The organism is Olsenella porci (genome assembly GCF_009695875.1).
Lineage (GTDB): Bacteria > Actinomycetota > Coriobacteriia > Coriobacteriales > Atopobiaceae > Olsenella_H > Olsenella_H porci.
The window spans coordinates 120,622-145,253 of the sequence record NZ_VUNC01000005.1 but is presented as its reverse complement, the minus strand read 5'-3'; the positions used below and the strand labels follow the sequence as shown (position 1 = coordinate 145,253).

At 63.0% G+C, this 24,632-nt stretch carries 22 protein-coding genes; 16 read left to right on the top strand and 6 right to left on the bottom strand.

Annotation, left to right across the window (positions count from 1 at the left end):
* Positions 1 to 96 precede the first annotated feature (96 nt).
* Positions 97 to 645 (top strand): flavin reductase family protein, encoded by a 549-nt coding sequence (locus FYJ68_RS07320; protein ID WP_154435528.1) that lies wholly within the window; start codon positions 97 to 99, stop codon positions 643 to 645.
* Between the two features lie 691 nt (positions 646 to 1,336).
* Positions 1,337 to 1,948: a TetR/AcrR family transcriptional regulator gene (locus FYJ68_RS07315; protein ID WP_154435526.1), complete on the top strand. Its 612-nt coding sequence runs from the start codon at positions 1,337 to 1,339 to the stop codon at positions 1,946 to 1,948.
* A gap of 648 nt (positions 1,949 to 2,596) precedes the next feature.
* Here the strand turns inward: FYJ68_RS07315 and FYJ68_RS07310 are convergent.
* The 3 genes from FYJ68_RS07310 to FYJ68_RS07300 form a co-directional block, all read right to left on the bottom strand.
* Positions 2,597 to 3,625 carry an ornithine cyclodeaminase family protein gene (locus FYJ68_RS07310; protein WP_154435524.1) on the bottom strand — a complete coding sequence of 343 codons (1,029 nt, stop codon included), beginning with the start codon at positions 3,623 to 3,625 and terminating at the stop codon, positions 2,597 to 2,599.
* Positions 3,626 to 3,748: 123 nt separating this feature from the next.
* Positions 3,749 to 4,120 (bottom strand): VOC family protein, encoded by a 372-nt coding sequence (locus FYJ68_RS07305; protein ID WP_154435522.1) that lies wholly within the window; start codon positions 4,118 to 4,120, stop codon positions 3,749 to 3,751.
* A 36-nt stretch (positions 4,121 to 4,156) separates the two neighbouring features.
* Complete coding sequence (locus tag FYJ68_RS07300) at positions 4,157 to 4,453, bottom strand: YhbY family RNA-binding protein (protein WP_154435520.1); 297 nt, start codon at positions 4,451 to 4,453, stop codon at positions 4,157 to 4,159.
* Between the two features lie 370 nt (positions 4,454 to 4,823).
* Between FYJ68_RS07300 and FYJ68_RS07295 the strand changes: the two genes are divergently transcribed.
* A complete protein-coding gene (locus FYJ68_RS07295; RefSeq protein WP_154435518.1) occupies positions 4,824 to 6,437 on the top strand; it encodes a peptide chain release factor 3 in 1,614 nt (537 codons plus the stop codon).
* A 103-nt stretch (positions 6,438 to 6,540) separates the two neighbouring features.
* On the opposite strand, the gene FYJ68_RS07290 is transcribed toward FYJ68_RS07295, so the two are convergent.
* Entirely contained in the window at positions 6,541 to 6,909 is a 369-nt protein-coding gene (locus tag FYJ68_RS07290; RefSeq protein WP_154435516.1) for an arsenate reductase family protein, read from the bottom strand.
* 600 nt (positions 6,910 to 7,509) lie between these two features.
* Here FYJ68_RS07290 and FYJ68_RS07285 point away from each other — a divergent pair.
* Positions 7,510 to 8,835 carry an MFS transporter gene (locus FYJ68_RS07285; protein WP_154435514.1) on the top strand — a complete coding sequence of 442 codons (1,326 nt, stop codon included), beginning with the start codon at positions 7,510 to 7,512 and terminating at the stop codon, positions 8,833 to 8,835.
* Between the two features lie 558 nt (positions 8,836 to 9,393).
* Here FYJ68_RS07285 and FYJ68_RS07280 read toward each other — a convergent pair.
* A complete protein-coding gene (locus FYJ68_RS07280) occupies positions 9,394 to 10,410 on the bottom strand; it encodes a LacI family DNA-binding transcriptional regulator (RefSeq protein ID WP_154435512.1) in 1,017 nt (338 codons plus the stop codon).
* A 393-nt stretch (positions 10,411 to 10,803) separates the two neighbouring features.
* On the opposite strand from FYJ68_RS07280, the gene FYJ68_RS07275 reads away from it, so the two are divergent.
* From FYJ68_RS07275 to FYJ68_RS07225, 12 genes are all read left to right on the top strand, one after another.
* Complete coding sequence (locus tag FYJ68_RS07275; protein ID WP_154435510.1) at positions 10,804 to 11,844, top strand: Gfo/Idh/MocA family protein; 1,041 nt, start codon at positions 10,804 to 10,806, stop codon at positions 11,842 to 11,844.
* Positions 11,845 to 11,848: 4 nt separating this feature from the next.
* Positions 11,849 to 12,769: a sugar phosphate isomerase/epimerase family protein gene (locus FYJ68_RS07270; protein ID WP_154435508.1), complete on the top strand. Its 921-nt coding sequence runs from the start codon at positions 11,849 to 11,851 to the stop codon at positions 12,767 to 12,769.
* Between the two features lie 20 nt (positions 12,770 to 12,789).
* Positions 12,790 to 13,908 (top strand): substrate-binding domain-containing protein, encoded by a 1,119-nt coding sequence (locus tag FYJ68_RS07265; protein ID WP_154435506.1) that lies wholly within the window; start codon positions 12,790 to 12,792, stop codon positions 13,906 to 13,908.
* 98 nt (positions 13,909 to 14,006) lie between these two features.
* Positions 14,007 to 15,497, top strand: coding sequence for a sugar ABC transporter ATP-binding protein (locus FYJ68_RS07260; RefSeq protein ID WP_154435504.1), 1,491 nt, complete (start codon positions 14,007 to 14,009; stop codon positions 15,495 to 15,497).
* A 29-nt stretch (positions 15,498 to 15,526) separates the two neighbouring features.
* The gene (locus tag FYJ68_RS07255; RefSeq protein WP_229772111.1) at positions 15,527 to 16,588 is read left to right on the top strand and encodes an ABC transporter permease; all 1,062 of its coding nucleotides are present in this window, start codon (positions 15,527 to 15,529) and stop codon (positions 16,586 to 16,588) included.
* Between the two features lie 966 nt (positions 16,589 to 17,554).
* Positions 17,555 to 17,896: a hypothetical protein gene (locus FYJ68_RS07250; protein WP_154435500.1), complete on the top strand. Its 342-nt coding sequence runs from the start codon at positions 17,555 to 17,557 to the stop codon at positions 17,894 to 17,896.
* 679 nt (positions 17,897 to 18,575) lie between these two features.
* A complete protein-coding gene (locus FYJ68_RS07245; RefSeq protein WP_154435498.1) occupies positions 18,576 to 20,231 on the top strand; it encodes an InlB B-repeat-containing protein in 1,656 nt (551 codons plus the stop codon).
* Positions 20,221 to 20,511 (top strand): hypothetical protein, encoded by a 291-nt coding sequence (locus FYJ68_RS10000; protein ID WP_195837756.1) that lies wholly within the window; start codon positions 20,221 to 20,223, stop codon positions 20,509 to 20,511. Before FYJ68_RS07245 ends, FYJ68_RS10000 begins: the two co-directional genes overlap by 11 nt.
* A gap of 2 nt (positions 20,512 to 20,513) precedes the next feature.
* Positions 20,514 to 21,104 (top strand): signal peptidase I, encoded by a 591-nt coding sequence (lepB, locus tag FYJ68_RS07240; protein WP_195837755.1) that lies wholly within the window; start codon positions 20,514 to 20,516, stop codon positions 21,102 to 21,104.
* 34 nt (positions 21,105 to 21,138) lie between these two features.
* Positions 21,139 to 22,194, top strand: a complete 1,056-nt coding sequence (locus tag FYJ68_RS07235; RefSeq protein ID WP_154435494.1) for a DUF7601 domain-containing protein — start codon at positions 21,139 to 21,141, stop codon at positions 22,192 to 22,194.
* A 5-nt stretch (positions 22,195 to 22,199) separates the two neighbouring features.
* The gene (gene srtB, locus FYJ68_RS07230; protein WP_154435492.1) at positions 22,200 to 22,973 is read left to right on the top strand and encodes a class B sortase; all 774 of its coding nucleotides are present in this window, start codon (positions 22,200 to 22,202) and stop codon (positions 22,971 to 22,973) included.
* 50 nt (positions 22,974 to 23,023) lie between these two features.
* Positions 23,024 to 23,746, top strand: coding sequence for a Spy0128 family protein (locus tag FYJ68_RS07225; RefSeq protein ID WP_154435624.1), 723 nt, complete (start codon positions 23,024 to 23,026; stop codon positions 23,744 to 23,746).
* 257 nt (positions 23,747 to 24,003) lie between these two features.
* On the opposite strand, the gene FYJ68_RS07220 is transcribed toward FYJ68_RS07225, so the two are convergent.
* Positions 24,004 to 24,609 carry a metal-dependent hydrolase gene (locus FYJ68_RS07220; protein WP_154435490.1) on the bottom strand — a complete coding sequence of 202 codons (606 nt, stop codon included), beginning with the start codon at positions 24,607 to 24,609 and terminating at the stop codon, positions 24,004 to 24,006.
* Between the last annotated feature and the right edge of the window lie 23 nt (positions 24,610 to 24,632).

Below are 24,632 nucleotides of genomic sequence, written 5' to 3'. Positions count from 1 at the left end.
TCGCATGCGGCGGGGGTTCCCGTCTCTTGTGCGGGCGACGCCTCCCTGCTGGGAACAATGGTGGTGATGGTGACCGAATTTGGCAGGGAGGCAAGCATGGAATTTGAGGGAAGCAAGTCGGCCATGATTCCTGAGGGCGTCTACATCATTGGGACCTACGACGAGAACGGTGTGCCCAATGCGATGAACGCCGCCTGGGGCGTTCAATCCGACTACAGCCAGATCACCTTCTTTCTGGGCAAGCACAAGACCACCCAGAATCTGCAGGTGACGGGAGCGTTCACGGTCGCGTTTGGAACGGCGGATACCGTGGCGATCTCCGACTACTTTGGCATCGACTCTGGCGCCAAGGTCAACAAGATCGAGAGGGCGGGCGTCCACGTGCATAAGGCGCCGCACGTAAACGCCCCCGTTATCGAGGAGTATCCGGTGACGATGGAGTGCACGGTCGCGAGCTACGACCCCAATACGGGAATCCTGGTCGGTGAGGTCGTGAACGAGATCGCGGACGACTCGGTGATTACCGATGGGCATGTCGATCTGGGAAAGCTTCGTCCTATCGTCTTCGATTCCGCCGCACGCGAGTATCGCGTTGTGGGTGAATCCGTAGGCAGGGCCTGGCACGACGGGCTGTCGCTGCGCTAGGCATCCCCTCCCGGATGCCGTACCCCCTGGGGGTCTGCCTGTACCTAAGCCCCACGCCCCTCTCGTCTTGACCGTTAGGCGAGAGGGGCGTGTTTCCTGGACCTCGTGTTCTCAAGAGTGATGCTCGGCGAGCATCGAGGAGTAGGGTTGAGGCATAAGTGAAAAACGGCCCAACGTTTTACGTTGGGCCGGCTGGTTATATGCGCCTGCAATTATCCGGGTTCGCCGGGGTAGGGGGTGTAGCTGTCTGATCTGCATAGCGCACTACCCTCCACCTGCACGATTTCCGCTTGGGGAGTTTCGTAGTTATTGGAAGCTGATGCTTGCTCTGTCATTGAACACCTACGATTCTTCTGAGTTGCAGTTTGAACTATTCTACTCGCAAAGGATGGTTGTTCCATCGCGATTGGCGAGTGCGGGCTGTTCGATAGCATTTTCAGCACGAATGGAGCGGCCTCGTCGCGCGTCTCCGCGCATGGTCGATACGTACCTGCTGCGCTCGGGCGTGTCAGGCAAGTCAGCGTTCCTGCGCCCTTCTTGCGTTCCCATCGAGTCATGGCCCCTCCTCGATGGTTCGTATCATTTAATACAACTCATAGTTATATTAAATGAGCAAGAGGGCAACCTGCGTCTTAAACTCGTACCATGAATTTAAACCCAACAAAGAGTTGTAATAAAGAGGTGAGTGGGGATGGCACGGCCAAGACGTACAGACGAAAAATATGCCACCAGGGATCAGCTGGTCAGCAGGTTCCAGGAGCTTGCCACGCAGATGCCTGTGGACCAGATCAGCGTACGGCTGATCGTCGACTCGGTGGGATGCAACAAGACGACCTTCTACTACCACTTCCGGACGCTCGAGTCCCTCAGTGACACGGCGTTGGGGGCGATGGGCATCGACGGCGCCGTGCGTGTGGTGGTGGAGCGAATGGTGGGCGAGAGACGCGAAGCCCAACCCGTCACTGATGAGTCCCAGCTGGCAGAGAGCCTCGACCGGCTGTGCACCTTCGCCTCTCTCAACGAGGGTGGCCTTGGCAGGAAGTATCTTGACGGGCTTCTCGCCCAGGCGACTGCAGAGGCGCTCGGCGTGGATCCTGATAAGGCTGGTAACCGGGTCCGCACGCTGCTCGCATTCGCTGTGGGTGGGGTGGGAGAAGCGCTTCGCTTTAGGGGTTCTACTGGCAACTCGATTCCCGCAGGGGAGTTCCTGCGGACGGTGCGTGACATCGTGATTCCGGCGATACGTCGGAACCTCCACTCGACACAGGGGGACGACGGGTCTCTCCCCGCATGGCTGAGGTAGGGCAGCGCGAGGAGGCGCGAAGGACTCGGGCGCGTGCATCTGGTGATGGTATCGGTGCTGAGAAAATGCGAGCTGTGGCAATTGCGCGGGCAGTAAAGCCTCCTCGCGCACGGAAGAACCCGGTAAAACAGTGAGCGCACGTACCTCAGCACGGTGAGCTGCTGAGAAAATTGGAGTTGTGGCAATCGGGTCCCCCGTTGGAGCCCGCCTCGATTGCCACAGGTCGAAATTCTTCAGCAGCAAGAGGTACTTCTTGGCTTTTGGTCTTCCTAGGGAACCGCTGGGCATCGGGAAAGCTAGGCTTCCGGCCATCCCGATTGCCACAGCTCGCATTTCCTCAGCACCTTTCACGTGGAGGCCTTGCCCCCGTCTGGTGGTAGCCGCAAAGCGCTTAAAGTATTCGGTGCTCGAGCGATTGGGATAGGAGAGACGCTTAGAGAACTCGGGGCTCGGTTGTGTTTCCATGGGCTTGAGCCGCGCGCGTCCCGGTGGAACTAAGCATTTCATCCCGAAATACGTGCACGCGTCGGGTTTTCTAAGCACTGGTCGCACGCTGACCATGCACGCCCCGGCGATGCCAAGCACCTCGCCCGCAAGGCACGTGAAGAACCCAGAGCCCAAGCGGTCGAGACGCCCGAGACAGTGGGGCTACAGCTCCACCTCGCGGCCGACGCCCCTCTCGCGCGCCGCTCGAACGATCCGCGCAGCGCACACGCTGTCCTGGACCGCGATGCCCACGGTCTTGAAGACGCTCGTGGAGTCGCTTGGCAGCGCCGGCGTTCCGCGAAGGCAGGACGCCCCGCCGTCCGCCTGGTCCCACAGGGTTCCCAGCTCGACCAGGTCACCACGGCTCACCAGCCCATCTGCCACGGCATCGATTAGGGTTCCGTCCTCGGCCATGACCGCATCGGTGGAGTCGACCGAGATGAGCTCTGCCCGCGCAATCAGGGTCTCTGGCAGCTCCCGCATGTTCGGGGTGTAGGACCCCACGCCGTTTACGTGTGCCCCTGGCTTGACCCACGATGCCTCCATCACTGGCTCGTGAGAGGTCGTGGCGCAAGTGATCACGTCGGCGCCTTCGACGCAGGCCCGCGCGGAGTCGCAGGGCACAAGCGTGGTTCGGTTCAGGTCCAGCTCCTTCCGGGCAAGGCGCGCCAGCTCCCGCGCATGCTCGGGATGCGGGCTGAAGAGACGGACCTCCTCCAGTTTGCGTGCGCAGAGGAGCGCCTCCAGCTGGCAGAGCGCGAGTCCTCCCGTCCCCAGCAGTGCCCCCACGCGCGCGTTGGGCCTTGCAAGCAAGCGGGTTGCGGCACCGGCGGCGGCTCCCGTGCGAAGCCTTGTGAGGTAGGTGCCGTCCACCAGGGCGTCGACCAATCCGGTGTCAGGGTCAACAACGACCATGACCGCAGTTGTGGTGGGAAGCCCCCACCTGCGGTTGTCGGGGTAGACCCCCAGCACCTTCACTCCCATCGCGGCGTCGGCGCGCTCCCGTCCCCCTGCAGGGACATAGCTGGGCATGACCAGCAGGGTCGCGTCGAGCTCGGGCCGCGCCAGGACCGTGCGCTGCGGAACGTCGGCGCACTTCTCGCTGGCAAGCGAGAAGGCCTCGCCCACGGCGTCGATCGCCTCTCCCATTGAGAAGCACGCGCGAATCTCGTCTTGTCCCAGCAGCAGCATGATGCCCTCCTGACGGGGCGGGGAAGGGTGTGCCGCCTCCGTGCGAGAAGAGTATCGCCCCGGCGGGGAGAACCTGCCGGGGCGATGGGCAATGCGTAACGATGTGGTCTCTGGCGAGAGGCGCTATCGGTCCTGGGGCAGGATCTCGATCCACTGGCCGTCGGGGTCTGCGATGAAATAGAGGCCCATCGCATGATTCTCGAACACGATGCAGCCCATCTGCTCGTGAAGCTGGTGGTAGGCGTCGTAATCGTCTACCTCGAAGGCGATGTGGGTGTCCTTGCCACCGTTGGCGTAGGGCTCGGTGCGGCCCCGGTTCCACGTGAGCTCGATCTGGAACGGCGACGCGTCATTCTCCATGAAGGTGTTGGTCCAAGAACCGTCATCTGGCCCCATCTCGCGAACTACGCGGAAGCCCAGGGCCTTCTCGTAGAATTCGATGGTCGCCTGCTTGTCCAGAACGTGCGTGCAGCGATGGACGAACTTTGCCTGCATGTCTCCTCCTCGGGCTCTGATCCCCGGTTATCGGGGCTATACCAGCTTGATCTTCTCCACGTCGTCGCGGCTGGTCTCGCGGTAGAGCGAGAACTTGTGGCCAATTACCTGGACGACCTCGGAGTGTGTGAGTCGCGAGAGTGCGATTGCGGCGTCGCGCGCGTCGAGCCCGGAGTTGTTCTGGACCGAGCACTTCACAAGCTCGTGCGCCTCAAGGCTGGCGTCTGCCGCTTCGACGACTGCCTCCACGCCCGCCCTGCCGATGGTGACGGTGGGCTTGAGGGAGTTGCACAGGCTGCGAAGCTGCCTGATCTGGCTTCCGGTGAGTTCCATTGGGGGTCTCGCTTTCTGCTGGTGGGTAAGAGGGCGCTTCCCCTCTGGCTTGTGACCCAAGAAACATACCGCGTCGCAGGTCGTGGTGCCAGAACTTCGCAACAAAGCCAGGAAGGGGAGAGATGCGCGCCCTTCTGCCTCCGCACGCCCCCCCGTTGGCAGTGGGGCTGGGACGCGTTGGCGGTCGGTGGGATGTGCCGCGGCACCGCCGGGGGGCCGCGCTCTTCTCCCCATTTTGTGCAATGTACCTTGGGGCCCATCGTGCTCGGTACAATACCCGAGGTCAATCGCAACGCGTCAAGCCGTCGGCGCGCGAGGGGTGCGCGGACACGCCTGCAGTCTCGCCCGTGCCGCGGCAGATGGGACTCTCATGCCAAGCCTGTCGCAACAGATCGCCTCTCGGCGCACCTTCGCCATCATCTCTCACCCGGATGCCGGCAAGACGACGCTCACCGAGAAGCTCCTCCTCTATACCGGCAGCATCCAGACCGCCGGCTCCGTTAAGGGAAAGAGCAGCTCAAAGCATGCGGTCTCGGACTGGATGGACATCGAGAAGGAGCGCGGCATCTCGGTCACGTCTTCGGTGCTGCAGTTCACCTACAACGGTGCCTGCGTCAACATCCTGGACACCCCGGGTCACCAGGACTTCTCGGAGGACACCTACCGTACCCTCATGGCGGCCGACGCCGCCGTCATGGTGATTGACGGTGCCAAGGGCGTCGAGGCACAGACCATCAAGCTGTTCAAGGTCTGCACGCTGCGTCACATCCCCATCTTCACCTTCGTGAACAAGCTGGACCACGACACGCGCGACCCCTTCGACCTGATGGAGGAGATCGAGAACGTCTTGGGCATTGGGACCTACCCCATGACCTGGCCCATTGGGAGTGGTCGCAACTTCCGCGGCGTCTTCGACCGCAACTCGCGCCATGTGATTGCCTTCGAGGGCGACGGCCACGCCAACGCCACCAAGCGCGTGGGCGAGATCGAGGCGGAGCTGGGCGACCCCCAGCTCGACGAGCTCATTGGCGAGGAGAACCACCGCACGCTGGTTGACGACGTTGAGCTGCTGGATGGCGCCGACAACGAGTTCGACCTCGATGCGGTCCGGCACGGGCGTCTGACCCCGGTGTTCTTTGGGTCGGCGCTCACCAACTTTGGCGTGGAGCCCTTCCTCAAGGACTTCCTGCGTCTCGCGCCCCCGCCCCTGCCATACACCGACGTCCTCTCGGGCGAGCCCGTCGACCCCACGCGCGACGAGTTTTCGGGCTTCGTGTTCAAGATCCAGGCAAACATGGACCAGCGGCACCGTGACCGCATCGCTTTCGTTCGCATCTGCTCGGGCAAGTTCGAGCGCGGGATGGAGGCGTGGCACGTCCAGGGAGACCGCAAGATCAAGCTCGCTACCGGCACGTCGATGATGGCGGACGACCGCGCCACGGTGGACGAGGCCTACGCCGGAGACATCGTCGGCCTGTTCGACCCCGGCATTTTCTCCATCGGCGACACCCTGTGCGCCGGGAGGGACCGCGTGCAGTACCCGCAGATCCCCACGTTCGCCCCCGAGCACTTTGCGCGCATCACGCAGGTGGACACGCTCAAGCGCAAGCAGTTCGTCAAGGGGATGGAGGAGCTTTCGCAGGAGGGTGCCATCCAGATCTTCCGCGAGCTGGGCACCGGCATGGAGAGCGTGATCGTGGGTGCCGTGGGCGTGCTGCAGTTCGAGGTGCTGGAGCAGCGCCTGCAGAGCGAGTACCACGTTCGCGTGAGCCGCTCGCCGCTGCCGTACACCATCATCCGTTGGATTCAGAACAGTCCGGACGAGCTGGACGTGCGCTCACTAAACCTCACGCGCGACACCTGCCGCGTGGAGGACTGGCGCGGTGGCCGCCTCCTGCTGTTCAAGAGCCAGTGGAACCTGGATTGGGCCATCGAGAACAACCCGGACCTACGCCTGTCCGAGTTCGGGAACATCACGTTCTAGCAACGGGCGGGTGTACCGCACGCAAGCCATGCGAGACCATGAGCCGCCCCGGGTCGAAACTTTTCGGCCCGGGGCGGTCGCGTCTCTCCCCTGCGATGGCGGCTCAGTCCAGCGCCAGCGCCTGGGACCAGGCGTCCTCCCTAAAGCCGGGGATCGTGGGCGTGCCGTCCACGATGAGGAGGGGGCGCTTGACCAGCATCCCATCGGTGGAGAGGAGCTGTACCGCCTCCTCGTTCGTCATCCCGCCGTCCAGACGTGCCTTCACGCCCAGTTCGCGGTAGAGGCGGCCGGAGGTGTTGAAGAACCGCCGCACGGGGAGACCCGACGCCTCCACCCACCTTGCCAGCTCGTCTGCCGTGGGGTTGTCCGCCACGATGTCGCGGTCTGCGTAATTCACGCCGCGCTCGTCCAGCCAGCGCTTTGCCCTCTTGCATGTCGAGCACTTGGGATACTCCAGAAGCAGCACGTCCATGGGTGACCTCTCGTCGCGTGGTTTCCGTTGGTTGCATTGTTCCCCTGATGGTACGGGTTTTCGGACCTCGTGGATCTCACGTCGGGCGTCGCGGGATGCCCCCCTTGCGACAAGCAACAACTTTCGCCGACAAAACGACACCGTCTGCCGAATATGTTACTCGCATGTTACGAGTCGACGGTTTGTATCGCCGGGTGAACTCCAGGGGTCCATAGTCGCAGCCACGCAACGCAGACGCGTTCAAAACCAAGGGAGACCAACGATGTTCCAGGCCAGCAAGCACTCACAGATTGAGATTACCAACATTATCTAGGTGCGGGTGGCCAACATATTCGGCCGTCCGCACCCGCGGGCGGCCGTGGACCCTCTGGGCCCGGGGCTGTCATCAGAGACGGCGTCGGGCCCTTTTCTTCTCGACGCCGACCCTCATCCCAGCTCCCACCAAGATCCGGAACATCGGCTAGGCGAGAGGAGCAACCAACAAAGACGTAGGAAGCACTGCCACGGGGGCATGGGAACGTTCCCATATCAACCCATGCAACCAACGACCAGCGCGGGCGCAACGAAGGCGCCCAAGACTCCAGCAGAGGGAGAGACGAAATGTCATCGCAAGCAGCAACGCTATCCGCTCCGGCAGCGGCCGAGGCACCGCATAGGGACTCCGTCCTCGAGGTCATGGCGGCCTCAATGGTTGGCACCGCAATCGAGTTCTACGACAACTACTGCTATTCGATCGCAGCGGCAAGCTATTTCGGAATGGTCTTCTTCACCAACGTGGCAAAGCAGAACCCCTTCCTGGCCACGCTGTTCTCGTTCGTGACCTTTGCCGTCTCGTTCCTGGCGCGTCCGTTTGGCTCGCTCCTGTTCGGACACTTTGGCGACAAGCTCGGCCGCAAGCAGACCCTGGTCGCCGCACTCCTGATGATGGGCATCTCCACCTTCGTGGTGGGCGTCCTCCCCGGCTACGACGTACTCGGGCCAATGGCCGTCGTCCTCCTCTGTGTATGCCGTGCCTTCCAGGGCCTGGGCCTCGCCGGCGAGTGGTCCGGCGCCGCGCTCGTCGCCACCGAGAACGCGCCCGCCAACAAGCGCGCGCTGTGGGGCTCCTTCCCCAACCTGGGTGCACCCCTCGGCTTCTTCTGCGCCTACGGCGTCAACCTCGTTCTTGAGAACAACCTCTCGCAGCAGACCATGGTCGCCTGGGGCTGGCGCATCCCGTTCCTCCTGTCGGCGGTTCTCGTGATCGTGGGCATGGTCGTCCGTGAGCGCATGAGCGAGACCCCCGTCTTCCAGAAGGCCGTCAAGGAGGACCGCGTGGTCAAGAGCCCGCTGCACGAGCTCGCCAAGTACTGGAAGCAGGTTGTCCTCGGCACCTGCGCCATGGGCATCACCTACACCCTCTTCTACCTGCTGGGAACCTGGTCCCTCTCGTACGGCGTGAAGACCCTCGGGTTTGCGCAGACCGAGTACCTCAAGCTCGAACTCGGCGCCGTGTTCTTCTTCGCCGTCTTCATCGTCGTGGGCTGCCTTGCCGCAGACAAGTACGGTCGTCGCCCCGTCGTCCTTCTCGCGACGCTGCTCACCGTGGTGTTCAGCTTCTTTGCCCCGCAGCTCCTGGCAACCCAGAATGCCGCTAACGTGTTCCTGTTCCTCTCTGTGGGCTTCTGCCTCATGGGCAGCCTCTTTGGGCCCTGCGGTGCCTATCTGCCCGAGATGTTCCCTGCCAACGTCCGCTACTCCGGCTCCGGCCTGGCGTACAACCTCGCCTCGATCCTCGGTGGCGCCTTTGCCCCCACGATCGCCACGGCGCTCGTGCTCGCCTTTGGCATCCAGGGCGTGGGCTGGTACCTCGTCGTCATGTCCGTGGTCGCCCTCGTCGCACTGCTCCTCGTCAAGGAGGGCAAGGACGTGAGCTTCGAGGCCTAGCGCCTGCGAGAAACACAGCCTCCTCAGGGATCGGCCCCGGTTCGTCGTCTGCTCGGCGGACCGGGGCCGTTTTTGTGTCGGGGGTAGCCCGCGCGACGGGAGGGCGCGGCGGGGGAGAGGTGCCGCCCCCGGGACTGTTTCTCGCCCCGCCGGCGCCACGGTGGCCCGGGCCAGGGAAGTGCTCAGAGGATCGGTGCCGTGACAATCCGAGCAAGGCACGGACGAGTTTCTGCCTCCCCTACCAGTGCGGGCCCCGGTGGGACTAAGCATCCGAGGCAAAATCCGTCCGGGTACCGGGAATGTTAAGAAGGGCCCCCATCCGTCCATCTGGATCCCGAGAAAGCTAAGCGGGCAACTGGGGTCCCTCTCCGTGGGTGCTGAGAAAATGCGAGTTGTGGCAATCGGTCAGGTAATTTCACTGCCATAACTCGATATTCCTTAGGCACAAGCTCCCAAGTGAGCGCAAGCATCTGAAAAACCCCGCACGGAAAGGGTGGCTAGGCCGTTCCGATTGCCACGACTCAACTTTTCTCAGCACCCTCGCTCCGCGCGCCTCGCCTACGAGAGCTCCTTCTTGCTCGTGGTGGACTCGCGTACTATGAGCTCAGTCTCCAGCGTCATCGACGTTGCCTCGCTTGACCCCTCGATGCGCTCAAACAGGAGGTTGCAGGCGGAGAAGCCCATGTTGTACCGGGGCTGGTTGATCGTCGTGATGGTGGGGGTGGTCATCACCGCGGTGTCGGTGTTGTCGAAGCCTACCACCATGAGGTCGCCCGGGACCTCCAGGCTTGACTTCCTTGCCGAGCGGATGACCGCGGAGGCAAAGGTGTCGGAGCAGGCGAATACCCCGTCGGGGCGTTCCTCCGACTCGAGCATGTGGCAGACGGCCGAGTACGCCAGTCCAAAGCTGTTGTTGGGGATTTGCAGCACCCAACGGTCGGGCACCTCGATCATCTGCTCTCCGACCATGCTGAGAAAGCCCCTGCGACGCTCCCTTGTGTACTTGTACACGTCCGGCCCGCCCACAAACGCGAGGCGGCGGCACCCGCAGGACAGCAGGTGCTCGGTGGCCGTGCGCGCGGCGGAGAAGTCGTCGATGCTTACGTAGGGGACGCTGGACCGGTCGTTGAACTCGCAGCACTGGACCACGGGAACGGTGTCATCGATCTGCCCCAGAGCCTCCAGCGACAGCGGTCCGCACGTGATGATTCCCTGTGCGCCGCACGACCTCAGCATCTGGCAGAAGTCGTCCAGCGATGGGTCCTCGGGGTTGCCCCACGAGATGAGGATCTGCGCCCCGTGAATCTGCGCCGCAACGCGGGCGCCGCGCACTATCTCCCCGTAGAACGGGTTGTCCAGCCAGGGGATGCTGATGACGACGAGGGGAGTGCCGCTCGCACCGATGCCATCGAACGACACGCTGCTGTAGTCCAGGTCGGAAATCGAGCGTCTGACGCGCTCCAACGTCTCGCCGTTGACGAGCTCGGGGTGGTGGAGCACCCGTGAGACCGTGGCGGGGGAGACGCCCGCTGCCCTCGCAACGTCGGCGACCGTCGCCTTGTCTCCTCTGCCCATGGGATCCCCTCCGAAATCGTAGGAATGCCGGCCAAGTCCAGGAACAATCCTGTATTTTACCACCTTTGAAAGAAAAGTTTTCACATAAGAATCCATGGAATGGAAGCGAGTTGGACTGAGGTTGCTCTCTTCGAAGAATGCTAAGCGTTCGTGCAAAACGATGTCCAACATATTTAAACAAGTGCAAAAACGTAACGCTCGCAATCGTTTTGTAACCGTTTGCCGCTCTCGTGTTGGGGAATTCGCGGCCGTGGTCCTAGCATCACAGCTAATGAAAGCGATTCAGTAAGAGAAAGAAAAGTTTTCACAACGACACCATGCCGAGCCCTTTGGCATCGCGCAGCTGCCGCTTGTGTCCCAACAGGTTCGTCTCGACTGCAGAGGGGGTTCTTGATGGTTGGTGTGGGGATAGTCGGCTGCGGAAAAATCGCCCAGGTGCGCCATCTCCCGGAATACGAGGGAAACCCAGACGCGAGGATCGTTGGTCTGTATGACAACAACGCCCAGCGTGCCGCGGAGCTTGCCGAGCGCTACGGGTGCGTCGCCTTCGACAATCTGGACGACCTCCTTGCCTCGCCCGACATCGACGCCGTGAGCGTTTGCACCTCCAACGCCACGCATGCCGACGTATCGGTCAGAGCACTCCAGGCGGGCAAGCATGTCCTGTGCGAGAAGCCCATGGCAGTCTCGCTCGAGGAGTGCGTCCGCATGGTCGACGCCGCCAATGCGAGCGGCAAGAAGCTGATGGTTGACCAGAACCAGCGCTTCGCCCGCGCCCACCAACGCGCGAAGGAACTCCTTGACGCCGGCAAGATAGGTCGCGTCCTCACCTTCAAGACTACCTTTGGCCACGGCGGGCCCGAGACCTGGAGCGTCGACCCCGGGACCGGCAGCTGGTTCTTCGACCCCAAGCGCGCCGCCATGGGTGCGATGGCCGACCTGGGCGTGCACAAGACCGACCTCATCCAGTGGCTCCTGGGCCAGGAGGTCGTCTCCACCACCGCCAAGGTGACGACCCTGGACAAGCGCGACCCCCAGGGCAACCTCGTCGGCGTGGACGACAACGCGGTCTGCATCTACACCCTCGCGGACGGCACGGTCGGGACCATGACCGCAAGCTGGACCTACTACGGCGGGGAGGACAACTCCACCGTCCTATACGGCACCGATGGCGTCATGCGCATCTACAGCGACCCTGCGCACTCCATTGTCGTGGACCTGAGGAACGGCGAACGCGAGTGCTACGACGTCGAGGCCATCCAGACCAACGACAACCAGACGAAGTCCGGCGTCATCGACGCGTTCGTTGACTGCATCGAGCGCGACGTGGAGCCGCCGGTCCCTGGCGCGAGCGTGCTCTCTGCCATGCGTGCGGTCTTCGCGAGCATCGAGTCGAGCAAGACGGGCAAGACCGTCTCGACCTTGGAGGAATAGGCACATGAAGCTTGGATTGGTAAGCGCGATCCTCTCCGATTGGACCTACGAGGAGATGATCGACGAGCTGGCTCGTCAGGGATACGAGTGCGTTGAGGCGGCCGCGTGGCCGCAGGGCAAGGCGGAGCGCAAGTACGCGGGCGTCTCCCACGTGGACGCGGAGCGGGTGCTCTCCGATGACGCCTACGCGCGTCACGTCAGGGACTATGCGGACGAGAGGGGCGTGGCGCTCTCGGCGCTCGCGTACTACCCCAACATGATGGACCCCGACCCCGAGCGTCGCGCACGCTTCTCCGCTCACCTCGTCGCGGTCATCCGCGCGGCGGCAAAGCTCGGTGTCCCCAAGGTCACCAGCTTCATCGGGCGCATGACCGACAAGACGGTGGAGGAGAACCTCGCCCAGGTTCCAGAGGTCTGGAACCCCATCTTGGCGGTAGCGGAGGAAGAGGGCGTCCTCGTCGCCATCGAGAACTGCCCCATGCTCTTTGATGCCTCCAACTGGCCTGGCGGGCAGAACATCATGACCTCTCCGGCCAACTGGAAGAGGGTGTTCGAGCTCCTGCCCAGCGACAACCTGGGCCTGGCCTTCGACCCCAGCCACTTCGTGTGGCAGCAGATGGACATCAGCCGTGCCGTCTACGACTTTGGCGACAAGATCTTCCACGTCCACTTCAAGGACATCAAGCTTTTGCCAGACAAGCTCGCAACCTGCGGAACCATGGCCTATCCGCTGGACTACATGGTGCCAAAGCTCTGTGGGTTGGGAGACGTCGACTGGGGCGCGTTCGTCTCGGCGCTCACCGAGGTTGGGTTTGACGGGGACGCCTGCATTGAGGTCGAGGACCACGCGTTCGAGGGCAGCAGGGAGCGCGTGGTGCAGAGCGTGGCGCTCTCGTACAGGTACATGCGTCAGTTCGTGATCTAGGGGAGAAAGGGAGACTCATCATGACCAGGAACCACAACATCAGCCGTCGCGCCTTCATTGCCGGTACGGGCGGGGCAGTTCTCACTGCCTTCCTTGCGGGCTGCGGCGCGTCGAACTCCGGCACGTCGGACTCGTCTGACTCCTCCAACGCGGCTTCGGGCGGCAAGAAGATCTACGTCCTCACGCCCTCCGAGGACCACGGCTGGACCGGCTCGGTCGCAACCTTCGCAAAGGAGAAGATCGCCGACGTCAACAAGGAGGGGAAGTACACCGCCGAGCTCCAGACCGCAGACTCCGCCTCCAAGCAGATCAGCGAGGTCGAGGACATCCTGGCGGGCGATACCAGCCAGATCGCCGGCATCGTGATTCAGCCCATGGACGACACGCTGCAGTCCGCAATTCAGTCCATCGTGGACGCGGGCATCCCGTACGTCGCGTTCGACCGCATCATCGAGGCCGTCGCCAGCACCGCCGTCTCCAACGTGAAGGGTGACAACGAGGGCATCGGCGCAGGCTCCGCCTCGTACTTCGTCGACAACGGCATGAAGCCGGGGGACAAGGTCTACGTGTACGAGGGCGACACCTCCTCCGTCACAACGCTGCGCGACAAGGGCTTCACCGAGTTCGTTACCGGTAAGTTGGACTTCGACGGCAAGAAGATCGACGACGCCTCCAAGTGGTCCGACTCCGACACCGCCTCCATCAGCAAGTCCGGCGCCATGAACTGGAGCCGCTCCGACACCAAGGCTGCCTTCGAGTCCCTCATGAGCGACGACTCCAACGCAGACATCAAGTGGTTCTACGCCGAGGACGACGAGCTTGCCATGGGCATCCTCGAGGCGCTCAACGGCGGCGGCATCTCCGATGCCACCAAGGAGAAGATCTTCGCCACCAAGCCGTACATCACCGGCTGCGGCGGCCTCGACGAGTACTACGAGGTCATCCGTGGCAACTCCTACCAGGACATCGTCAAGAACCTGGGTGGTGTCATGTCGGTCACCTACTCGCCGTCCATGATCCAGACGGCGATCCAGGACCTCATCGACCACCTCGATGGCAAGCAGGTCACCCAGGACCACGTCATCAAGTGCGAGAACGTGACCAAGGACAACGTGGACAAGTTCCAGTCCTTCAAGTAGCAAACACGTCGGGGTCGTGCGCAGCCCCGGAAAGACGTGGGGCCTGCCCGTAGTGGGTGGGTCCCACGTGCGCACGAATGCGGATGGGAGGAGAACCCATGGAACTTCTTGGGATGAGGGACATCCACAAGTCATTTTCTGGAGTGCCCGTCCTGCGCGGGGTGAGCCTGAGCGTGCAGGAGGGCGAGGTACATGCGCTGCTAGGCGAGAACGGCGCCGGCAAGTCGACCCTCATGAACATCCTCACCGGTGCCTACGCGTGCGACTCGGGGGCCGTCACCTTTGCCGGCAGCGACATCACCAACGCCTCGATCAAGCAGGTCGAGGACGCGGGGATCGCGTTCGTCCACCAGGAGCTTAACCTGTTCAACGACCTCCTGGCGTACGAGAACATCTTCCTGGGACAGGAGCTCACTAACCGGTTTGGCTCCCTGGACAAGGGGAAGATGATTTCGCAGGCGAATGACCTCTTCACCAGGCTCGGGGTGGACATCGATCCCTGCGCCCTGGTGGACGACCTCAAGCCCAGCGAGAAGCAGCTTCTCGAGATCTCTCGCGCACTCTTCCGCAGCGCACGGCTCCTCATCCTCGACGAGCCCACGACGGCACTCAACACTGAGGAAGTAGAGCACCTGTTCTCAATCGTGCGGGGGCTCCGCAAGGGCGGAACGTCGTTCATCTTCATCTCGCACAAGATGCCCGAGATATTCGAGCTCTGCGACTCCTACACCATTCTGCGCAACGGCAGCTTCATCAAGAGCGGGAGAATCGCGGACACCACCCCGGCCGAGGCTACCAGCCTCATGGTGGGCGCGTCCATGGAGCAGCGCGGCTCGTGGCAGTCCCGCGATCTGGGCGACGAGGTTCTTCGCCTCGAGGGGTACTCTGGCAACGGCTTCCACGACGTCGACCTCTCGGTCAGGAGGGGCGAGGTCATTGGCCTTACGGGCCTCAAGGGCTGCGGCAGCAGCGAGCTCATGCAGACGCTCTTTGGTGTCATGCGCCCGTCGGGCGGTGTCGCGAGCGTGTCTGGCACCAAGCTGCATGGCGGCTCCATCCACGAGGCCATGAGGGCCGGCGTCGCCATGCTGCCTGCGGACCGCAAGGAGAACTCGGTGGTCCCGGACATGTCACTGCTCGAGAACATGTGTCTCTCCGAGCAGGTACTCTCTGCAAGGTCGCTTCCCATCTCGCGCGGCCGCGAGGAGGAGAGGTTCGAGCACTACAAGAAGCTTCTGGGCATCAAGGCACCCTCGGCAGACGCTAACATCAACTCCCTCTCGGGTGGTAACCAGCAGAAGGTCTTCATCGCCAGGTGGCTCAACACCGACGCGAACGTCCTTCTCCTCGACAACCCCACCCAGGGAATCGACGTCGGCGCCAAGGCCGAGATCTATCGCCTGATCCTCGGCCTCGCCGAGGCGGGAAAGACGGTCCTCATCAACACGCTCGAGATTCCCGAGCTCAAGGAGGTCGCGGACACCTGCTACGTGTTCTACGAGGGCGAGGTTGTCAAGGCCCTGCCCCATGACCAGATCGACGAGCGGACGGTCATGCTCTATTCCACGAACTCGCTTGCCACGGCATAGCGCGAGATAAGAAGGGTTGGTGCGTTGGGATGGCAGTGAAAACCATGGAAGAGGGCAAGGCACGGTCGGGAGGCTCCCTGCTGGGGGCGCTCAAGCGGTACAGCTTCGTCCTCGTGTTTCTGGCAATCTATATTGTCTACGCGGCGGTGAGCGGCGGACTCACCGTTGGCGCGACCATGAACATCTTCCGCCACAGTGCGGTCATCGGCATCATCGCCGTGGGCATGGGCCTCATCTGCCTCACGGGTGACATCGACCTCTCGGTTGGCTCCATGCTCGCGTTCGTGGCGGGCTTCTCGGTCGTGGTGTTCAACCAGACACAGGGGTCCATCCCCCTCACCCTGCTGTTTGCCCTCTGCCTCGGTGCGCTCTGCGGGCTTCTCAACGGTGTCCTGGTGGGCGTGGTCGAGATGCCGTCGTTCATCGTCACGCTCGCGACGATGCTCATCTTCCGTTCGCTCTCGCAGTACGAGTGCCAGCACCTGCCCTCCGAGCTCATTGGCAACGGCAGCTCCGTCTACCGAATGTCCAGCACGCTGCCCAGCTACCAGGCCATCTACCAGTTTGGCAACGGCCGTCTCCCCGGCGGCATGCCCATCGTGGGTCTTATCCTGCTGCTGGTCATCATCGCCTTCGTGTACCTGCTGACCTCCACCAAGTTTGGCAAGAAGGTCTACGCCGTGGGGTCCAACGCCCGCGCCGCGCGACTCGCCGGCATTTCCGTGCCCCTCATGAGGACCCTGGTGTTCGTGATCGCCGGTGCTCTCATCGGGCTGGCAGCCTTCCTCTGGATTGCCATGAACGCGAGCTCCGACCCCGCGACCACGGGCAAGAGCTACGAGATGTACGCCATCGCAGCCGTGGTGCTGGGCGGCATCTCGATGAGCGGCGGCCGCGGCAAGCTGCTGGGCGTGCTTTTTGGCGCCATGTCCTACACGGTGATTGACAAGGTGATCATCGCCCTCAAGATGGACTCCCTCATCAACGACACCATCAAGGGCGTCATCCTGATCCTCGTCATCCTTATCCAGATTATGGGACCAAGGCTCAAGGACCGCTTCGGCAAGTCGAAGGCAGGTGCCTCGGAGTAGCCTCCGCGCAACAAGCAGCCTCCTCAGGGAATGGCCTCGGCCCGTCGGCGACCCGACAGGTCGGGGCCGTTTTATGCTTGGGAGTAGTCCGAGCGGCGGGAGCGCTAAGCGGGTGCCCGGGGTGCCCCTACGGGTGCTGAGAAAATGCGAGTTGTGGCAATCGGCCGTGCCATTTTGCCGCCACAGCTCGACATTCCTCAGCACCAAGCCCCCGAAGGGGCGCAAACGTCCGGAAAACCCGGTACGGAAAGTGTGGCTAACCCGTCCTGATTGCCACAACTCCATTTTCCTCAGCACCCGTGTCCGGCATCCCTCGGGAGGACAGGTGATCCTCGGGCGAGAGGGGCGTCTCGATGTTCGGTGCGGGTAGATGGGCCGCTGGAAAACCCTGGTTCCCCTTCTGGTGGCAGAAGCTGCCCTGCGGCACTCACGCGGGCGATTGTCTGCCAAGATTCGAGAGTTGATGCCCCGCAACTGGGCAAACGTCGCGCAGGTAGTCGCTCCTGACAATCCGACGGTGCTCACGTGAACGATTTTCCGCCATGGCTCGACTGCCGATGCCGTTCCCCGCCGCCATCAGCAGCCGGGTCCGTGTGGCAACGGACCCGGCGGGACCTCTCTGAGGTAGGAGGGCGACGGTCCCAACCCCCTCCCAGACCTCGTGGGCAATCGCACTGGTAAACGTGCGAGTCCGTTCGCCGTTGGCTACCGCCTACCAGTGCCCGCACGGCGGATGGATTGGGCGCCGAGCTAGGCGCTGCTGCGCCGACGGGAGAAAAATCGAGTTTTCGTTCCCCCACGCACATTGTTCGTTCCGGGGTTTTCCACAGGCGAGATTTCCTGGTGTATCTTCTGCTCACCGTCTCCAACTTATAACAACATCGCAGGTAGATGGTGCCGCATGGAGGAGACGTTCCAGTATAGGCGGGTCGTGGCGGCCCCTGATTCTCTGGAGGTGCATTACTGATGGAGAAGGCTGACATGGCGGTTGATCGTGCCCTGAAGTTTGCCGAGCTGCCCGGGGCGTCCGGCAGGCGGTACGTGCTCACCCCCGTTGGCTGCATCCACCTCACCCCCACCGAGTTGCAGCTGGTAAGGATAATCGAAGAGATGGAGGGTGTGCCCGTCTCAAAGGCGGCGCTCGCCCGTAGGCTCCATCGCAACAAGCGGGTTATCGGCAGACTCATCTCGCGTCTGAGGGCGGTGGGCGTGCTTGCCTCGGAGGCGGTGTTCTCGTCGTCGGGGGCTCAAATCGCAAATCGCTATCGGATTGCTGACGAAGCCCAACCATGCGAGGTGATTTCGTGACCACACAGGGATTACCCGCCCTATCGCGTCGTGCGGGCGCGCGGCGGCAGAACCGTCATCCCCGAGCGAATGGCTCGGGGCGCCGACATAGTCTGCCTCGCAACTAATACTAGTAGCAGGGGAGAAGAGCGGGAACCCTCTCTCGTGGCGCGCGTGCCATGGGGGAGGGTTCCCTCATGTGGCGGGGGGAGACGCGACGCGGCGGCTGATCACCCATTTCGAATCTCCGCCTCTACATGTGGGGAGCTGTCAGCCGCCAGGGGCGTTGGATGACAGGGACCCCCGCCTCAGGCCTCAAACCCTCAGATTTGTGTAGGGCCTAAAGGAAACCTATCCCCTGGTACAAAACACATCATTAGTAATGACAGGTGTTGAAGTTTTAAACCAGCTGCCATGTGACAAGATTCAGCTTGCTTGGTTCGCACCATCTACCTGTGGCTTTCCTGTATTCCACACTGACCCTGTCTTGTCACATATCTGAACTGTTCTATCCATAACAACTCATAAAAAATCAAAAACATACAAACCGACAAGTGTCTGTGACGCTTCTCGTCAATGTACCCCCTCCCACCGCAGGTAAGTTTTCCATCAAGCAGCCGATGCGTCTCGTGCACATGGACTTGCGGACCCGGTTGCCTGGCAGGAACCGACGTGGCGAACAGGTAAGGGGCTCGTTGCGATGAGGAAACCGAGGATATCGAAGAGGTTCGTTCTTACGGCAATCGTTGCCGCGGCAGTTGTCATTGGCATGGCCGTGCCCGATGCTCGCGTCTTCGCCGATGAGGGTGAGGTGGCGGTGCCCATGGAGGTTGCATCGAGCCCGATGTCGGAGGAGGTCGACGCCTCCGCCCCCGAGGAGGCTGTTGAACCGGCTTCGGAGGAAGCCGTGGGGTCGACGACCTCGGACTGCGCGGCCCCAAGCGTCACTCCCGATTCCTCCGCAACGGCGGGGGCGACCACCATGGATGTCCCTGCTGCGGGAACCGACCGGTCCGACCAGGCCCAGTCCAAGGACGCGCCCTCGACCGATACCCCATCGGCAGCATCGGACGAGACGGGCGGCGCGGGCGAGGAACCTGATGGGACCGAACCACAGGACCTCGTTCTCGTGACCAACGTTTCCGCCGCCTCCATCGCGGAGCGCCCGGCGAGTGGGACCTATCGTCTCTACTGGTACGCCCTCATTCCCGGCGCCGACAGTGAGTCCTACGAGAATCCCGACGGCACCTGGTTTGGCCTGGGTGTCAGCACCATCTCGGGCGTCTCCAACCCAGCTGGGCTCGCCATTGGCACCGACATCTCTGGCGCCGGCACAATCAGCTATTCGGCGTGGAACGGCTATTCCCTGTTCCCCGACCTCACCTGGGACGGCGCCACGTACAAGTACGCCGAGGCGGGTAGTGCAAACGCCAGCAAGCAGGGGTACTACACCATCTCGCACATGCGCACCCGCGTCGCAAACGGTGCCAACGCCGGCAACAACAACTACAACCCCGTGGTGGCGCACAGCACGCACACCTATCACATCGACAATACCATCGTCCTCAACGAGAAGAACTTCTACACCGTGCAGTTTGCCGTAAGGTATCCGGGCGAGACGGGCTTCTCCTCCCTGGGCGAGTACGCCAAGCGCGTGGAGCACGGTACGGCAGAGTCCAGCCTGACCAAGCCCTCGTACGGTACGCCGGACGAGTTCAGGGAGACGATCGCCAAGGACGGAGTGACGTACCGCTTCGACGGCTGGTACACCGACGAGACCTGCACGACCAAGGCGACGTTCGCCGGTTCGGTCACCGCAAACACCATCTACTACGGCCGCTACGTGCCAGAGCTCGGCAACCTCACCATCTCCAAGACCGTGAGCGGCAGCGCCGCCAACGTGAACGACACTTTCACCTTCGAGCTCTCGTGCGTCAGCCTTGCCAACAAGTCCATATCCGGTGTCGCCTTTAACGCCAGCGGCGTTGCCACCGTGACGCTCAAGCACGGGCAGAGCGTCACGCTCCAGAACCTTCCCGCCGGCATAACGGTTGACATACGAGAGGTCAATCTTAGGGTCCAGGCAAAGACGTCCGCGACCGCCCGCGTCGACGGTGGTGCCCAGACCACGATCAAGTCCGAGGGCAGCACCTCGACCTCAACGGATCAGGTGCAGGCGGCAATCACCGAGGGCAAGACCACCATGGTTGAGGTCAACAACGTCGCCGAAGCCGTCCCCGATACGGGGGTGACCGTAAACACGACCCCGATGGTCGGTCTCCTCGCCACCTCTGTCATGGGCGGAGTGGCACTGGCAGCCGAGACGGTGCGGAGGAGGTGTCGAGATGAGGAATAGGGACTCTGACTCTCCTCAAAAGCCCTCCAAGGGGCAAGGCGTCCCGGCATCGACCGACGCCACGGGGGACCAGGAGGTATCGCTGGAGCTGATCGCGTCCAAGCTCGAGAGACTCAAGTGGCGGCACAAGCCCATGGGGGTTGACGAGCGGCAGGTATGGCACGTGATCGAGCGGCTGGACCAGATGTACCGGCAGCTGTTCCGCGAGCAGGAGATTCGGTACCAGGCCCTGCTCGAGCGAGCGGAGCGAGAGGCGCGTGGCTCGCGGGATGGGAAGTAGCCATGGCGGCGACGGAATGGGACGAGGTCTGGCTGAGTGAGTTTGCGGAGAGCGTCAACCTCGCCCCAACTGCAAAGGCAATCGCCAGGAGGAAGGCGCGACGGGACGCGAGGTCGACCCTCACGGGTGCCATCGCAAAGCTCCTGGTCTTCGCGCTCGCCATCGGGGTTCTCTTCACCTGGGCCTTCGGACTCTTCCGAATCACGGGAAGCGGCATGGAGCCCACTGCGGGGGATGGCGACCTGGCCCTCACGAGCAGGGTCGTTCAGAGCCTACAGGCGGACGACGTGGTGGTCTACCAGGTGGATGGCGAACAGACCGTGGGGCGTGTGATCGCGCAGCCGGGAGACACGGTGGAGGTGACGCAGGATGGCGAGATCAAGATCAACGGGGGGTTGCAGCCTTTGGAGTACGGGCTCAAGACGTTTCCACAGCCGAGCGGACCCTCATATCCGCTGACGCTGGGGGCGGGCGAGTTCTACGTCCTGGCAGATGGAAGGGGGTCGGCGAGAGACTCCCGCACGTACGGACCGATTGGTATCAGCGAGGTCGAGGGCAAGGTGGTCGCGCTCCTCAGGCTTCGGGGGATATGAGCACACCTACATCAGACAAGAGAAGGGACATGACATGAAGCTCACCAAGACCAACCTCAAGGGTATCGCGGCCGCCGCGGTCTTCGCGGGAACCATGGCGATGGCGCCCGTCTCCGCACTTGCAGTCGCCAACAACCCCACGTACGTTGGTGACCAGACCCTCGTTACCAAGCAGTGGGACGCGGCATCCCCCTCCCAGCTCAACAACGACGAGACCTTCACCTTCCAGATTTCCTACGACGGAGCGGAGCAGGTGGGCACCTGGGACGTTGCGACCCTCAACTTCCAGACCAAGACGGTGGACCTCACCGCGGACTGGGCGACCCTGGCAAATGGTGGGACGTCGGCATCCGCGAGCCTCACCGCCCGTCAGCTCTTTGGCAACACCAACTTCTATAACCCGGGCATCTACACCTTCACGGTCAGGGAGATCGCGGGCTCAAACCCCAACATCACCTACAGCGGCGTTGTGTACAAGGTCAAGGTGAATGTCTCCATGCCCGATGACTACCCCGCCGGCACCCAGACCGTCATCCGTTCCATCAAGGTATACGACTCCGCGGGCAACAAGGTGGGTGACACCGCCACGTTCGAGAACACCGAGTCCGAGAACGAGTCGCTGAACGTCTCCAAGACCGTCGCCGGCACTGCAGCCAATACGGGCGATACTTTCACCTACACCCTTGACCTTGGGGGCGTCCAGGGCAACTACGCCTACGAGATCAAGAGCGGCAGCACCTCCGTCTCCACGGGCGAGATCTCCAGCGGCCAGACCTTCAAGCTCAAGCACGGACAAGCCATCGAGATCAAGAACCTTCCCAAGGGTGCCACGTACACCGTGACCGAGGCAGATACCGAGTACGACGAGACCAACACGGTCAATGACGTCGCCTCTACCGATGGCCACGTCGCCTCGGGCACCATCGCCGCCACCAACAACGTCGCCTTCAAGAACGAGAGGGGCTTTGCCCCTGACACCGGCATCACGATGAACACCCTGCCCTTCGTTACCGTGGGCATCGTTGCCGCCGTGGGCGGTGCCACCCTCGTGATCTCGCGTCGTCGCCGCAGCTCCGGCGAGGACTTCTAGCGGGTATGGCTTCGGTCGCTGACGGCTTCGGCGACTATGGCCGCAACGGGTCGCTCGCACCCTCGCAGCGGGCGGCCCGGGCGGTCGACCACGTGATCGCCTGGGTCATCGCGGTCGTCCTCCTCCTTATGGCGGCACTGGCGGGCTATGCCCTGTGGGATGCCAACCAGGTCCTTAAGGGAACGGACTACTCCCAGTACGAGCCGGGCCTTGGCTTTGCGGACCTGAGGAAGCTCAACCCCGACGTCGTGGCATGGATCACCGTCGACAACACCGGGATCGACCATCCGGTGGTGCAGGGAGAGGACAACTTCGAGTACCTGGACAAGGATGCAAAGGGGAATGACGGGGCGTCAGGAAGCATTCTCCTTGATTCCGAGTGCGATCCCGACTTTGAGGAGACGTACGAGGTCCTTTACGGACACCACATGCAGGCGGGCAAGATGTTCGGCGATCTGGACAAGTTCCTGGACGAGGGTTTCTTCAACGCAAACCAGCGCGCGATCCTGTACCTTCCCAGCGAGACGCTCAGCCTCCAGGTGTGTGCGGTGATCAAGGCCGATGCCTACGACGGCGTGCTGTTTTCCACGCCGGCGGACTCCACGAGGGTGCCGCAGGTCATCCAGAAGCTGGAGGCGGAGGCAACCTACCTGAGGGAGGGAAGCCTGGTGGGGAGCGATCGTCTCATCGCGCTGTCCACGTGCTCCTCCGAAGGCACCAACGAGAGGACCGTCGTCATCTGCAAGGTCACGGGTCGCCAGCAGGCAGACAACGCGTAGCCAGGCGGCCTTTGGGCCGCAGGCCAGAGTACGGAAGAGGGAAGTCAGACATGTTCAAGCACGCATCACACGCACATGCGGGACGGGGAGGTGTTGCCGGGAGGATTCTGGTGGCACTCGGGTCCGCCCTCTCCCTGCTCTGTGTCCTGGCGCTCGCCATGCCGTCGGCAGCCCTCGCCGAGGGGATCCAGGTCAACGTGAGGGTGCCCGTCTCGGTCACCGTCACGGGTGACCAGCCCGCCCCTGCCCAGACCTTCGCCTTCGTGATGAGTCCGACGGAGGACGAGGTCCTTGCCCCCGCACAGTCTACCGTGAGCATCACGGGTGCGGGGACGGCGTACTTTGACCTCACCCTCGACGGGGTGGGCCTGCACACCTACACAGTGAAGCAGGTCTCTGCCGATGCCTCGGGTTGGACGTACGACACGCAGGTATTTGAGGTGCGCGTCTACGCAATGTGGGACGACGCGGCGCAAGCGCTAAGGGCCACGGTGGTCGTGGAGGACTCCCAGCGCCTCAAGTCTGATGGCTGCGTGTTCTCCAATGCCTACGACGCCCCGTCGAGGCCCGTTCCAAGTGGCGAAACACCATCCAAGCCCACGTCAAAGACAACGCCCAAGACCGGTGTCAGCTCCGTGGTCTCGTCCCTCCGGCTGCCGAAGACGGGTGACGCCTCGTCCAGCGCTTGGGTGGGAATCGGCCTCCTCGCGCTCGCGGCGATCGCCGTTGGCATGGTGCTGCGTCGCTGCCGCGGCGATGGGGGAGAGGTATAAGGCCCGTCTCGCATGAGGCACATCCCGTTGGGGGCGTCTCGGATGAAGTCCGGGGCGCCCCGTTTGGGGTGCGGAGGAGTCGGCTTTTGCCCGCGGGGCCTGCGCCAGGGGCGCTCCGGGTATGGAGGTCTGGCCTGCGGCAGCCTGCTCACTGCTCGAGGCGCGCCCGCTCTGCCTCCCCCGATCCGCGGAGCGGTGCGACCTGGCCTTTATGCGCTCGCCAGTCACCGACATGCCGCCCCGATGGCCTCGCTCCTCTACCGCGGCCCCGCGAGCAAGACCGCCACGGCACCGATCCCCGCCACAAAGAGCAGCGCGTCTGCCAGCCCGCCCGACTTGAGGAGGCCCAGGCGCTGTCCGCTCGCCAGGGGCCAGAGCAGGCGCTCCGGCTTCTTGTTCAGGAAGTCCAACGCTATGTGCGATGCGTATCCCGCAGTAAGGGAGAGGGCGACCGAGGGCAGCGCGAGACGCATGGCGGCAAATGTGGTACCCAGCGCCAGCAGGGAATGCGAGAACCCCCTGTGACCAGAGGCTCTGCCGCATGCGCAGACAGCAACCAGTATGGCGACGCCGGCAATCTGAGGCATCCCCAGCGAGGCGATGGCAAGGGCCAACTGGGGGAGAAGGGCAAGCCCCAGGGTCCCGTCCGCCACCGCAGCCGCGGCGACCACCACGGCGAGGAACGCCCATGCCCGTCTGAGCTGACGGGATGCCTCGCTCGAACCCACGTCTGCATCGGGCAGCAAACCTCCCACCGCCCCTGCCGCCAAGCATGCAAGTGCTGGGGCGGGGTCGGCGAACCCAACTCGTGTGAGTGCCAGGGCGGACGCTGCCCCAACGGCTATGTGGGTTTTCCCGGTCATCGAGCCTCCACCGTTCTTGCTGC

Bases quoted from the DNA above. Each gene is read 5' to 3' on its own strand.
- FYJ68_RS07320 (WP_154435528.1), top strand. From the start codon at position 97: ATGGAATTTGAGGGAAGCAAGTCGGCCATGATTCCTGAGGGCGTCTAC.
- FYJ68_RS07315 (WP_154435526.1), top strand. From the start codon at position 1,337: ATGGCACGGCCAAGACGTACAGACGAAAAATATGCCACCAGGGATCAG.
- FYJ68_RS07310 (WP_154435524.1), bottom strand. From the start codon at position 3,625: ATGCTGCTGCTGGGACAAGACGAGATTCGCGCGTGCTTCTCAATGGGA.
- FYJ68_RS07305 (WP_154435522.1), bottom strand. From the start codon at position 4,120: ATGCAGGCAAAGTTCGTCCATCGCTGCACGCACGTTCTGGACAAGCAG.
- FYJ68_RS07300 (WP_154435520.1), bottom strand. From the start codon at position 4,453: ATGGAACTCACCGGAAGCCAGATCAGGCAGCTTCGCAGCCTGTGCAAC.
- FYJ68_RS07295 (WP_154435518.1), top strand. From the start codon at position 4,824: ATGCCAAGCCTGTCGCAACAGATCGCCTCTCGGCGCACCTTCGCCATC.
- FYJ68_RS07290 (WP_154435516.1), bottom strand. From the start codon at position 6,909: ATGGACGTGCTGCTTCTGGAGTATCCCAAGTGCTCGACATGCAAGAGG.
- FYJ68_RS07285 (WP_154435514.1), top strand. From the start codon at position 7,510: ATGTCATCGCAAGCAGCAACGCTATCCGCTCCGGCAGCGGCCGAGGCA.
- FYJ68_RS07280 (WP_154435512.1), bottom strand. From the start codon at position 10,410: ATGGGCAGAGGAGACAAGGCGACGGTCGCCGACGTTGCGAGGGCAGCG.
- FYJ68_RS07275 (WP_154435510.1), top strand. From the start codon at position 10,804: ATGGTTGGTGTGGGGATAGTCGGCTGCGGAAAAATCGCCCAGGTGCGC.
- FYJ68_RS07270 (WP_154435508.1), top strand. From the start codon at position 11,849: ATGAAGCTTGGATTGGTAAGCGCGATCCTCTCCGATTGGACCTACGAG.
- FYJ68_RS07265 (WP_154435506.1), top strand. From the start codon at position 12,790: ATGACCAGGAACCACAACATCAGCCGTCGCGCCTTCATTGCCGGTACG.
- FYJ68_RS07260 (WP_154435504.1), top strand. From the start codon at position 14,007: ATGGAACTTCTTGGGATGAGGGACATCCACAAGTCATTTTCTGGAGTG.
- FYJ68_RS07255 (WP_229772111.1), top strand. From the start codon at position 15,527: ATGGCAGTGAAAACCATGGAAGAGGGCAAGGCACGGTCGGGAGGCTCC.
- FYJ68_RS07250 (WP_154435500.1), top strand. From the start codon at position 17,555: ATGGAGAAGGCTGACATGGCGGTTGATCGTGCCCTGAAGTTTGCCGAG.
- FYJ68_RS07245 (WP_154435498.1), top strand. From the start codon at position 18,576: ATGAGGAAACCGAGGATATCGAAGAGGTTCGTTCTTACGGCAATCGTT.
- FYJ68_RS10000 (WP_195837756.1), top strand. From the start codon at position 20,221: ATGAGGAATAGGGACTCTGACTCTCCTCAAAAGCCCTCCAAGGGGCAA.
- lepB (WP_195837755.1), top strand. From the start codon at position 20,514: ATGGCGGCGACGGAATGGGACGAGGTCTGGCTGAGTGAGTTTGCGGAG.
- FYJ68_RS07235 (WP_154435494.1), top strand. From the start codon at position 21,139: ATGAAGCTCACCAAGACCAACCTCAAGGGTATCGCGGCCGCCGCGGTC.
- srtB (WP_154435492.1), top strand. From the start codon at position 22,200: ATGGCTTCGGTCGCTGACGGCTTCGGCGACTATGGCCGCAACGGGTCG.
- FYJ68_RS07225 (WP_154435624.1), top strand. From the start codon at position 23,024: ATGTTCAAGCACGCATCACACGCACATGCGGGACGGGGAGGTGTTGCC.
- FYJ68_RS07220 (WP_154435490.1), bottom strand. From the start codon at position 24,609: ATGACCGGGAAAACCCACATAGCCGTTGGGGCAGCGTCCGCCCTGGCA.